Genomic DNA, 11,856 nt, shown 5'->3' with positions numbered 1-11,856 from the left:
TACCCGCCCTAGCGGATCTGGTGTTTGTGCAGCAACCGGTAGAATGTCGGCCGGGAAATCCCCAGCACGCGGGCTGCGACACTGAGGTTGTCGCTGTGCCGGTTGAGCACATCGCACAGCGCTTGGCGTTCGGCGCGGTGTTTGTAGTCTTCCAGTGTTGCCATCGGTGCCGAAATAACCTGCTGGCCTTGCAGCCCCAGGTCAACCGCTTCGATCTGCCGCCCTTCGGCCAACACCAGGCCGCGGCGCACGCGGTTGGCCAGTTCACGCACATTGCCCGGCCACGGGTGTTGCCCCATCGCCACCAAGGCCTCTTCGCTGAAACTGCGCGGGCGCCGCCCGGTTTCCTGGCTATAGAAACGTGAAAAATGGTTGGCCAGCATCGCCACATCGCCATGGCGTTCACGCAACGGCGCGGTGACCACTTGCAGGACATTCAGGCGGTAATACAGGTCTTCGCGAAACGCGCCCTTCTCCACCGCGGCCTCAAGGTTGACGTGAGTGGCGGCCAACACGCGTACATCCACCGGTATCGGCTGGCTTCCGCCGACGCGTTCGATGTGCTTTTCCTGAAGAAAGCGCAACAAGTTGGCTTGCAGCTCCATCGGCAGATCGCCAATTTCATCGAGGAACAGCGTGCCGCCGTTGGCCGCTTCAATACGCCCGATTTTGCGCTGATGAGCGCCGGTAAACGCGCCTTTTTCGTGGCCGAACAGCTCGGACTGGATCAGGTGTTCAGGGATGGCGCCGCAGTTGATCGCGACAAACGGCTTGGCGTGCCGTTGGGATTGGCGGTGCAAAGTCTTGGCCACCAACTCTTTACCCGTACCACTGTCACCGCGGATCAACACCGGGGATTCCGTCGGCGCCAGCTTGGACAACAACTTGCGCAACTCACGAATGGGGCGGCTCTCGCCCAGCAATTCGTGGGGCTCATCCACCGGCGCGTAGCCCTTGCCACGCAGGCGCGCCATGCCGAACGCACGGCCCAGGGTCACCTGCACCCGGGACACATCGAAGGGCAAGGTGTGGAAGTCGAAGAACCATTCGCAGACAAAATCGCCGACGTTCTGCAAACGCAGTACATCCTGGCTGAGCACGGCGATCCACTCGGTGCCGCTGCGACCAATCAACTCCTTGACCGCTTCGGGGCGTTCCAGGTGGTCACGTTGCAAACGCAGCAGGCCCACATCGCAGGAGCGCTCACCCACCGCCTCCAGGGCACAGCTGTCCACTTCCCAGCCGGCGGTGCGTAAACCGGGCAAGAGCCCGTGGCAGTCGTCACAGGGGTCGACCACCAGTAAGCGGCGTTGGGGGGGCGTCGCAATCATGACTATTCCTTGGCGCCAAGATTGTTAAAGTTATTTAGAAACAACAGTTTGTGGCGACTGCTGGTAACCCTAGCAAGATCTTGACGCTGACCTTGTACCATTTCGCTATAAGTGTGGGCAAAAAGCCATGCCTGTTTCGTAGCGCGCCCGAAGTTGCCCGCCAGTGAAAGGCTTATTGCGCTTTCAAAACAGCCGCTTACATGACGTCAATCAGGGAAAGTTAAAATTTCTTGCCCTAGCATGTGACCCGCACCCCACCATCGTGCATCAGTACAAGTAACCCACCGCACGGTCAGCCCAACCGCCGGTACTCACTTGAATGGGCATACAGAGAGAAGACCCAAATGAACGCTCCGCTGCGCATCAACGAAGCTCTTTTGATTGCAGACCGTGCTTTCCAGCCCTTTCAGTGCGTGGCCTGGCACGATGGCGTTGGCGCCCTCAGCCTGAGCGTCATCGACCGTACCAACACCCGCATCGGCAGCAAACAGCTGTCCTCCACTGCGTATACCGACCCGGCTCAACTTGAAAACCTATTGTTGCAGGCCCGTGCCGAGCTCGATAAAGAGGGCCACCAGTTGCAACAGTGGGCAATGCCGAAGTAATTGCATGCAGCAACTTCCAGCCCAAGTAAAACTTGAGCTGGAAGTTGTGCAGTCATACGTCAGTCATTAACGTGCGGTGAGAATAAAACGCTCGAACGCCTCGGCAGCGCCGTCCTCGACATTACTGCCGGTGACCACATTGGCTTGGCGCTTGACGGTTTCTTCGGCCTGGCCCATGGCAATCGACAACCCCGCCACATGAAACATCGCCGGGTCATTGCCACCGTCGCCAATCGCGGCCGTTTGCGCAAGCGGTACGCCCAGGTGCTCGGCCAGGGTTTTCAAGGCTTCGCCTTTGTTGGCCAGCATCGCGGTCACGTCCAGGTACACCGGTTGCGAACGCGACACCTGGGCCAACCCCTGCACTTTGGGCTGCAATTGCGCTTCAAGCTCCACCAACAACTGGGTGTTGTTGCTGGCGGCGACGATCTTGTCGACCCGGTCCAGGTACGGCTCGAAACTCTCTACCACCACCGGCCCATAGCCCAAGCCATCAGCTTCGCGCTGCACCATGGGCCCGGGCGGATCACGGCGCAGCCAGTCACCATCGGCAAACACCCAGACTTCCACGTCCGACTCGGCCGAAAACAGCGCCAGGGTGATCAGTGCCGCTTCCGCCGGCAGATGGTGGGCAACCAGGATGCTGCCATCCGGGTTGACCAACGTGCCGCCATTGAAGCCCGCCACCGGCACATCAATACCGAAGGTTTCGATCAAATGCCGCATGGCCTTGGGCGGACGCCCGCTGGCCAGACTGAAAAGCACCCCGGCCTCGCGCATCGCGCGAATGGCATCGGCGGTGCGTTGGCTGAGGCTGTGGTCGGGATGCAATAGCGTCCCGTCCACATCACTGAGGACAAACCGGATGGGATGAATCGTCGCGTCACTCATCCGAGGCTATGCCAAGCGCGGCCATCGCGGGCCAGCAAGGCATCGGCCGCCGCCGGGCCATCCTCACCCGCCTTGTAAGCCTGGATACCGTCATCTTGCTTCCACGCATCCAGGAACGGCTGCACCGCACGCCAACCGTTCTCGATGTTGTCGGCACGCTGGAACAAGGTCTGGTCGCCGGTCATGCAGTCGTAGATCAGGGTTTCGTAACCCGTCGACGGCTGCATTTCGAAGAAGTCCTTGTAGTCAAAGCCCAATTCGATATTGGCCATCTCCAGGGTCGGCCCAGGCTGCTTGGCCAACAGGTCGAACCACATGCCTTCGTTCGGCTGGATCTGAATCTTCAGGTAAGTGGGCTTGAGCTCATCGACTTCGGTATCGCGAAATTGCGCATACGGCGCCTGCTTGAAGCAGATCACAATCTCGGTGTCGCGGATGCTCATGCGCTTGCCGGTCCGCAGGTAAAACGGCACACCGACCCAACGCCAGTTATCAATCATCACTTTCAGCGCAACGAAGGTCTCGGTGCTGCTGTCGGGCGCGACGTTGGCTTCTTCGCGATAACCGGGCAATGGCTTGCCAGCGATTTCGCCAGCGGTGTACTGGCCGCGCACAGAATTGGCCCGCGCATCTTCCAGCGACCAGGGGCGGATCGCACCCACCACCTTGGCTTTCTCACCGCGCACCGCGTCGGCACCAAAGGCTGCCGGCGGTTCCATGGCAACCATCGCCAGCAGCTGGAACAGATGGTTGGGCACCATGTCGCGCAAGGTGCCGGTCTTCTCGAAGAAGTTGCCCCGGGTTTCAACGCCGACGGTTTCAGCGGCAGTAATTTGCACGTGATCGATGTAGTGGTTGTTCCAGAACGCTTCGAACAGCACGTTGGAGAAACGGCTGACCAGGATGTTCTGCACCGTCTCCTTGCCCAGGTAATGGTCGATGCGGTAGATCTGCTTCTCGCTCATCACCTTGAGCAGGCAGGCGTTGAGCGCCTCGGCGGTGGCCAGGTCGGAGCCGAACGGCTTCTCGATGACCACGCGGCGAAAGCCATCGTCGGTTTCATTCAACAAGCCGGCACTGCCCAGGCGCTGCACCACTTCACTGAAGAAGCGCGGTGCAGTGGCGAGATAGAACACCGCATTACCGGTGCCGCTGTCAGCGATCTTGCTGGCGATATCGGCATAGGTGCTGTCGTCGAGGAAATCGCCCTCGACGTAGCTGATGCCCTTGGCCAATTGCGCCCACAACGCAGGGTCGAGGGCGTTTTCGGCATTGCCCCGGACCTTGCTGGAGGCTTCGGTACGAATGAAGTCTTCGAGTTTCTTGGCAAAGTCCGCATCGCTGATGGCGTTGTGATCAACGCCGACGATACGCAGACCATCGCCCAGCAACCCGTCGCGGCTCAGGTTGTACAGCGCCGGCATGAGCAGGCGCTTGACCAGGTCGCCATGGGCGCCAAACAGAAACAAGGTGGTGGGTGGAGCAGGTTCGGCCTTGGGTTTTTTGCCGTTGGCGGTCATTTTTTGGAAGTCTCCACATGGCCACCAAAGCCGAAGCGCATGGCAGATAGCATTTTGTCACCGTAGGTGCTCTGCTGGCGGGAACGGAAACGCGCGAACAGCGAGGTCGACAACACCGGAACCGGCACGGCCTGCTCCATGGCTGCTTCGATGGTCCAACGGCCTTCACCGCTGTCGGCCACGGAGCCTGAGTAGCCGTCGAGTTTCGGGTCGGTGGCCAGGGCGTCGGCGGTCAGGTCCAGCAGCCAGGACGACACCACGCTGCCACGACGCCAGACTTCGGCGATGTCGCCAACGTTGAGGTCAAAGCGCTGGTCTTCTGGCAGGTTCTCCGAGTTCTTGGTCTTGAGGATGTCAAAACCTTCGGCAAACGCCTGCATCATCCCGTACTCGATGCCGTTGTGGATCATCTTGACGAAGTGGCCCGAACCCGCTGGGCCGGCGTGGATGTAACCCTGCTCGGCACGTGGGTCGGCAGAGGCCGAACGGTCCTTGGTGCGCGGGATGTTACCCAGGCCCGGCGCCAGGCTTTTGAAGATCGGGTCGAGGCGATTCACGGTCTCGGTGTCGCCACCGATCATCATGCAATAGCCACGCTCCAGGCCCCAGACGCCGCCCGAGGTGCCCACGTCCACATAGTGCAGGCCCTTTTCAGCCAGGGCCTTGCCGCGACGCACGTCGTCCTTGTAGTTGGTGTTGCCGCCGTCGATGATCACATCGCCGTCTTCCAGCAGTTCGCTCAGCACGTTGATGGTGTCTTCGGTGGGCGCGCCCGCCGGCAACATCACCCAGACAGCGCGAGGCTTTTGCAGGCCGGCCACCAGCGCTTTCAAGTCGGCGACGCCGGTGGCGCCCTCCTCGCTCAGGGCTTTGACGAAGGCTTCGTTACGGTCGTATACAACGGTGGTATGCCCATTGAGCATCAGGCGCCGCGCAATGTTACCGCCCATGCGGCCTAGTCCGATAATCCCCAGTTGCATGTGCTGATGCTCCTAACTTCTAAAAAATGTGTGACATAGTTTATAGCGCAATGAGGCTAATGAGGGTTAGTCCAGAGCGGATCCGTGTAGTTTCATGACAAAAAAGTTGCCATCGTTTCACCATCACCCCGGCAAAAGTCACACGACCACCAAAAATAAAAAAGTTCCCTTGCAGCGAAAAAGAATTCAAACTTGCTTCCGACTGTTGCCAAAAACCTGTTTTGGCACCGCGATCTACCGGCTATTTGCGAGGTAAGCAATGAGCACAGCACAGATGACCCGTCCGCCACAGACCCTCTACGTCACTATCCGTCGCGATGAACTGCGCCAGTTGAAAGACGAGCGTGATCAGTTGCAACAGGAAGTCCTGCGCCTGCGTTCACACCTTCAAGCCCATCTCGTTCAGCCGTCGGATGCCAAGCCTGCGCTGTGCTGAAGCCCGCGCCAGTAGCCTTGTAAGGCAATACCTACAGAAAACTCACAAAGTTTTCACACTCCCCTCTTGATACTCCCGTTCCGCGATGCCGCTCACTTCCTGGGCGGCCCGATGTTGCGCGCCTGTGCGCGACAATCTTTTTCTGATGGGGCGCTGGATGGCGATGTTCAAACGCAGCACGACGACTGCGAAAGGCTTTGATTGGGCCGGCCTTGGCTGGTTATTCCTGTTTTTCTGGTATTTCTCGGGTATTACCCAACTTCTTATCCAACTGACCGGCACCTCCGGCTTCAGTGGCTTCCGCCAGGCCTTCTTCATGAGTGCGCTGTGGCTGGCGCCGATGTTGCTATTCCCGCGTCGTACGCGCCTGCTCGCCGCCTTGATCGGCGTGGTGCTGTGGGCTTGCTCTATGGCGAGCCTGGGTTATTTCTTCATTTACCAGCAGGAGTTCTCCCAGAGCGTCATCTTCATCATGTTCGAGTCGAACATCTCTGAAGCCGGCGAATACGCCACCCAATACTTTGCCTGGTGGATCGTGCTGGCGTTCATTGCCCACACCGCCTTCGCCATCTTTCTGTGGACGCGCTTGCGCCCGGTGTACCTGCCGCGCGGTCAGTCGATCGTGGCAGCCATTGCCATCGTCCTGGCAGTGGTGGGCTACCCACTGGTCAAGCAGATCGCCACCAGCGAAACCATGGAATTGGCCATCGACCGTTTCGAAACCCGCATCGAGCCTGCCGTGCCTTGGCAGATGATCGTCGCCTACCGTCGCTACACCGAGCAGCTGGACAACATGCAAGGCATGCTCACCAGTGCGAGCAAGATCCCGCCCTTGAACAACCTCAAGGACAGCATGGCCGGCCAGCCGTCCACACTCGTATTGGTGATCGGCGAGTCCACCAACCGCCAGCGCATGAGCCTCTACGGCTACCCGCGCAACACCACGCCGGAACTGGACAAGCTGCGCGACCAGTTGGCCGTGTTCGATAACGTCATCACCCCGCGCCCCTACACCATTGAAGCACTGCAACAGGTGCTGACCTTCGCCGACGAAGAAAACCCGGACCTGTACCTCAAGACGCCGTCGATTGTCAGCGTGATGAAACAGGCTGGCTACAAGACCTTCTGGATCACCAACCAGCAGACCATGACCAAACGCAACACCATGCTCACGACCTTTTCCGAACAGGCCGACGAGCAGGTGTACCTCAACAACAACCGCAACCAGAACGCCCGTCAGTACGACGGCGATGTACTGGCGCCGTTTTCCAAGGCCCTGGCCGATACCGCCGAGCGCAAGTTCATCGTGGTGCACCTGCTGGGCACCCACATGAGCTACCAGTACCGCTACCCGCCAACCTTCGACAAGTTCACCGACCGCCAGGGCGTGCCGGCGGGTGTCAGCGATGCGCAGTTGCCGACCTACAACAGCTATGACAACGCCGTGCTGTACAACGACTTCGTGGTCTCCAGCCTGATCAAGGACTACGCCAAGACCGACCCCAACGGCTTTTTGCTGTACCTGTCGGATCACGGCGAAGACGTGTTCGACTCCGCCGGCCATGACACCTTGGGCCGTAACGAAGGCAAGCCGACTGCGCCGATGTACACCATCCCGTTCATGGCCTACGCCTCGCCAAAATGGCGCGAAAGCCACGACTGGAGCTTTGCCGGCGACTTGCAGCGGCCTTACAGCAGTTCGCAGTTGATCCACACCTGGGCCGACATGGCAGGCTTGAGTTTCGACGAACTGGACCACAGCAAGAGCCTGGTGAGCGACAGCTTCAAGCCACGCCCGCTGTTGATCGGCAACCCTTACGAGACCAAGCAGAAGGCGCTGATCGACTTCAGCCTGATCAAGCCCAAGAAGGCCGACGGCGCCGAAGTGGTGGCCAAGTAAGCCAGGGCCTTGTAACAGAAAGATAACAATCATTCTCGTTTGAGCCTAAAGTTCCGCAGCTCCTTTCGTCTTTGAACCATGCCCTCCCTGCCTGGGGAGGTATCAAAGACGACAAGGAGTCTGCAGTGATGTTCGCGCCCTTCACCCGTTCCATGACCTTCACCCTCGGCCTGTTCAGCCTGGCACTGAGCCCGGATTCGCTGGCCGACACCACCCCCGAAACAGCCCCTACCCAAGCCTTGGAACTGGGCGCGACCACTATCAGCGCCGACGGCCTGGGCTCCACCACCGAGCATACCGGCGCCTACACCACCGGTTCGATGAGCACCGCCACGCGGCTGAACCTCTCCGTCAAGGAAACCCCGCAATCGATCTCGGTGGTCACACGCCAGCAGATGGACGACTTCAATCTTAATACCCTGACGGAGGTGTTGCGCCAGACCACGGGCGTCAACGTTCAGCATTACGACTCCGATCGTGTCTACTACTCCGCCCGAGGCTATGGCATCAACAACTTCCAGGTTGACGGCATGCTCAACACCTTCGGCTACATGAAGACCGACGCCGACACCATCATCTACGACCGCATCGAAGTAGTGCGCGGCGCGACGGGCCTGACCACGGGCGCAGGCGACCCTTCGGCCACCGTCAACATGGTGCGCAAGCGCCCTACCGCGCAGTGGCAGGCCAAGACCGGCATCAGTGGCGCCAGCCATGACAACTACTACAGCTACGTTGATGTGGGCGGCCCGCTGGCGTTCGACGGCAAGCTGCGCGGGCGCAGCGTGCTGGCCTACCGCGACAGTCGGTCCTTTCGTGACAACTATGGGCTGCAGCGGGCAGTGGGCTACGGCATCCTCGAGGCTGATCTTTCCGACGATACCGTGCTGGCCGTCGGCTTTGATTACCAGGACAAACAGGTACAGGGCACCTCCTGGGGCACCGTGCCCTACTGGAACAGCCAGGGCGGCAAGGCCAGGCTACCCCGCTCCACCAACATGGCGGCGCACTGGAGCTCCTGGCCACTGACCGACAAGACCACCTTCGCCACCCTCGACCACCGGCTCGGCGGCGACTGGCACTTGAAGGCCGCCTACACCCATCGCCAAAGCGACACCGATGGCAAGGTGTATTACGGCGGCGCCGGCTTCCCCAACCCCGACCGCAGCGGCATGACGGCCTGGGCCAGCCATATGCGCGGTACCTCGCGCATGGAGGCCATCGACCTCAACCTGGCCGGTAGCTACACGCTGCTGGGCCGCGAACACGCGCTGATGATGGGCTATGGCGAAGCTGCGCAACGGGATGTCTCGCCCTTTATGCGCAGCGACCTGCCAGACAGCTACTACCCCATCCAGGACTGGAAGCACATGGGCGGCATCGGCAAGTTCACCGACCAGGTGACCGACCTGAAGGGTGAGCACAGCAAGAAGCAACAGAAAGCCGGTTACCTGGCCACGCGGCTGAGCCTCACAGACCGCTTGCACGCCGTGCTGGGCAGCCGTTACGGCAGTTGGGAGCTGGAAAGCGCAGAGCCCAAATACAATGCCAACGACCAACTCACCGCGTCGGGCAAAACCAGCCAGACCCACAATGATATGTGGACGCCCTACGCCGGCCTGCTCTACGAAATCACGCCGCAATACACCGTTTACGCCAGCTATACCGACATCTTCAAACCCCAGAACAACCGCGATGCCAACAAGAAGTACCTGGAGCCCGTGGTCGGCAGTAACTACGAAGTGGGCCTCAAGGGCAGTGTGCTGAACGAGCGCTTGAACCTGGCCGCTGCGTACTTCTGGAGCACCCAGGACAACGTCGCCGAGCGAGATGACTCAGTACCGCCCAATCCGGTCACCGGCGAGGAATACTACAAATCCGGCGGCAAAGGTAACAAGGTCAACGGCTTCGAGCTGGAAGCCGCCGGGGAAATCACGCCAAACTGGAATCTGACCGCCGGCTATACCTACACCCATTCGGTCAATGGCTCAGACAAACGCACTAACACCAGCCAACCCTTGAACCTGCTGAAGATCTCCAGCGCCTATCGCCTGCCGGGCGCCTGGCGCAATCTGACGGTCGGCGGCGCCGTGAACTGGCAGAGCGAAACCTACGACTTCAGCAACCGCCCGACCGGGCAGCGCAACAGCGACGGCCGGCCGATCACCACCCGGGCGAAAATCACGCAACAGGGCTATACCGTGGTCAACCTGATGTCACGCTACCAGTTCGACGAACAGGTTTCGGCGTCGGTCAACGTGAACAATCTCTTTGATAAGAAATACTACGAGCGCGTTGGTTTTTATAACGGTGTGTATTGGGGCGAGCCGCGTTCCGTCACGTTGGCGCTGGATTGGAAGCTGTAGCCGCGCACATTGAAGTTAACGAAACTGTTAACTTCAACTGCACTTTCAGTTAATTCCCACTTAATAAGATAACGCCATAGTCGCTCCATGATCTGATCACGGAGCGACCGGACACCTATCACTTTTAATTGGGAATACCGCGATGAAAATGTCGACCTTGATGCTGGCCAGCCTGATCACCCTGACCTCCGCCGCCGCCTTTGCAGAGGGCGGTGCAGAACGCTCCAAGGAGTTCTACAACAACTTCAGCTTTATTCAGGAAAAAACCCACGGCAAGGCTGAACAGCAAGTTGCCAGCGCCGATGGCAAGTCGGTTAAATCGGAGACTGTCGATCAGGCACAACCGAACAGTTGATTTAATGCTTACTTAATCCGTAGCACCCTGCGCCATTCTGCTCCGTTGGCGAAGGCTTATTGGGCGCCATTGAATGGCGCCCTTTTTTTGCCGGTTATTTATTACAACGGTTTATGCCAGAACAGCATCCGCCCATGGGCGGGATCAAACACTGAGTCGTCAAACCCGAACTTGCGGTATGCCGACTGCGCCAATTCATTGCCTCCCAGTACCTCGAGGGTGATCTTGCAGCAACCACGCTGCCGGGCGATTTCCTCGACCTTTTGCAGCATCTTCTGACTCAAGCCCAAGCCGCGGAATTGCTCCTTCACCACCACATCGTGGACGTTGATCAAGGGCCGGCAGGCGAAGGTCGAGAAGCCTTCAAAGCAATTGACCAACCCCGCTGGCTCACCTGCGGCAAACGCCAACACGCTGAACGCGTGTGGGCGCTTGGCCAGCTCGGCGGGCAGTTGCTGCAAGAGATCGGCTGGCAGGCTGTGGCCGCCGCCCATCGGATCTTCAGCGTAATGGTTGAGCAGCAGGCCAATGGCGTCGGCGTGCACGGCGTTGGTATAGCTGGCTTGCAGCACCAGGATGTCTGGGGTATCCATTTCCTTCCTCGATAGCGACCACCAGGGAATCGTTTCCCTTTGAGAGGGGCGATTGTAAGCGTGGAGTCGGCAGTAGATGAAGGAGATACGCGACAAATAGCTGACAGAAAGTGCGAAGGTTGCGCGCATCAAAGCGCGCAATGAGCCCGCAAGCGGCGATTTTTCCTAGATAGCGAAGCGTTGCAATTGCATCTCCTGCAGTCGGCTCAGGGTGCGACGGAAAGGAAATTCCAGGTAACCATCGGTGTACAGGTGCTGCAACGGCACACGGGCTTCGATAAAGAGCGGCACCTTACGGTCGTAGCATTCGTCTACCAAGGCAATAAAGCGCCGTACGCTGTCATCGTGCACCGACAACTGCGGCAACTCTCGATCCCCAGCCACCACGCGCTCGGCGCCGTCTTCAGTGCCACGGGCAATTCGGCCCGGGCGTTTCTGTGCACTGAGGTTGGGGACGTCTCCCAGCAGGATGGCGCGGAAGCGATCACACAACAGCATGAAATCCATGGCGGCCAGGGGCTGCTCGCACAAGTCGGCATAACGGCACCAAAGCACGGTGTCACTGGCCTGCACCGTCATGATGGAGCGGTGCCCTACGCTTAATGCCCCGCGGATCACGGTTTGCCCTTGGCTCAATTGTTGAAACACCGCCGCCAGTGCCTCGGGTTGATTCACCCAATAGCGCTGCATGCCAGCGCCGGGATGCAAGCGATGATCCTCGCCACCGTCCACCGCCACCACCTGCATATGCTGCTTGAGCGCATCGATGCCCGGCAGGAAACGCTCACGGTTAAAGCCATCGGCATACAACTGGTCGGGCGGCTGGTTGGACGTACACACCATCACCACGCCTTCCTCGAACATCACCTGGAACAGGCG

The 11,856-nt window shown here is 59.5% G+C and carries 11 protein-coding genes; 5 read left to right on the top strand and 6 right to left on the bottom strand.

Annotation, left to right across the window (positions count from 1 at the left end):
* Nucleotides 1-8: 8 nt before the first annotated feature.
* Nucleotides 9-1,331 (bottom strand): sigma-54 dependent transcriptional regulator, encoded by a 1,323-nt coding sequence (locus E1K68_RS12800; protein ID WP_003190886.1) that lies wholly within the window; start codon nt 1,329-1,331, stop codon nt 9-11.
* Nucleotides 1,332-1,675: 344 nt separating this feature from the next.
* Between E1K68_RS12800 and E1K68_RS12795 the strand changes: the two genes are divergently transcribed.
* Complete coding sequence (locus E1K68_RS12795; RefSeq protein ID WP_003190885.1) at nt 1,676-1,936, top strand: hypothetical protein; 261 nt, start codon at nt 1,676-1,678, stop codon at nt 1,934-1,936.
* Between the two features lie 66 nt (nt 1,937-2,002).
* On the opposite strand, the gene E1K68_RS12790 is transcribed toward E1K68_RS12795, so the two are convergent.
* From E1K68_RS12790 to gnd, 3 genes are read right to left on the bottom strand one after another with little or no spacing between them, the layout of a single operon-like run.
* Entirely contained in the window at nt 2,003-2,827 is an 825-nt protein-coding gene (locus E1K68_RS12790; RefSeq protein WP_003190884.1) for a Cof-type HAD-IIB family hydrolase, read from the bottom strand.
* Nucleotides 2,824-4,347 carry a glucose-6-phosphate dehydrogenase gene (gene zwf, locus E1K68_RS12785; protein ID WP_003190883.1) on the bottom strand — a complete coding sequence of 508 codons (1,524 nt, stop codon included), beginning with the start codon at nt 4,345-4,347 and terminating at the stop codon, nt 2,824-2,826. Before zwf ends, E1K68_RS12790 begins: the two co-directional genes overlap by 4 nt.
* Nucleotides 4,344-5,327, bottom strand: a complete 984-nt coding sequence (gene gnd, locus E1K68_RS12780) for a phosphogluconate dehydrogenase (NAD(+)-dependent, decarboxylating) (protein WP_003190882.1) — start codon at nt 5,325-5,327, stop codon at nt 4,344-4,346. Before gnd ends, zwf begins: the two co-directional genes overlap by 4 nt.
* A 259-nt stretch (nt 5,328-5,586) precedes the next feature.
* Here gnd and E1K68_RS12775 point away from each other — a divergent pair, with 259 nt between their 5' ends.
* The 4 genes from E1K68_RS12775 (at nt 5,587) to E1K68_RS12760 (ending at nt 10,384) form a co-directional block, all read left to right on the top strand.
* On the top strand, nt 5,587-5,763 hold the full coding sequence (locus tag E1K68_RS12775) for a DUF6026 family protein (protein ID WP_275959717.1): 177 nt from the start codon (nt 5,587-5,589) through the stop codon (nt 5,761-5,763).
* Between the two features lie 157 nt (nt 5,764-5,920).
* Entirely contained in the window at nt 5,921-7,663 is a 1,743-nt protein-coding gene (locus E1K68_RS12770) for a phosphoethanolamine transferase CptA (RefSeq protein ID WP_003190879.1), read from the top strand.
* Between the two features lie 128 nt (nt 7,664-7,791).
* Nucleotides 7,792-10,029: a TonB-dependent siderophore receptor gene (locus E1K68_RS12765; RefSeq protein ID WP_212614176.1), complete on the top strand. Its 2,238-nt coding sequence runs from the start codon at nt 7,792-7,794 to the stop codon at nt 10,027-10,029.
* Nucleotides 10,030-10,171: 142 nt separating this feature from the next.
* Nucleotides 10,172-10,384 carry a hypothetical protein gene (locus tag E1K68_RS12760; protein ID WP_034135463.1) on the top strand — a complete coding sequence of 71 codons (213 nt, stop codon included), beginning with the start codon at nt 10,172-10,174 and terminating at the stop codon, nt 10,382-10,384.
* 101 nt (nt 10,385-10,485) lie between these two features.
* Here the strand turns inward: E1K68_RS12760 and E1K68_RS12755 are convergent, their stop codons facing one another.
* Entirely contained in the window at nt 10,486-10,977 is a 492-nt protein-coding gene (locus E1K68_RS12755) for a GNAT family N-acetyltransferase (protein WP_212614175.1), read from the bottom strand.
* 165 nt (nt 10,978-11,142) lie between these two features.
* On the bottom strand, nt 11,143-11,856 hold a 714-nt coding region (gene zapE, locus E1K68_RS12750; RefSeq protein ID WP_212614174.1), incomplete at its 5' end, for a cell division protein ZapE.

The sequence above is a fragment of the Pseudomonas sp. B2021 genome, from assembly GCF_018135665.1.
Taxonomy (GTDB): Bacteria; Pseudomonadota; Gammaproteobacteria; order Pseudomonadales; family Pseudomonadaceae; genus Aquipseudomonas; species Aquipseudomonas lactis.
This window is presented reverse-complemented; position numbering and strand designations above follow the sequence as displayed.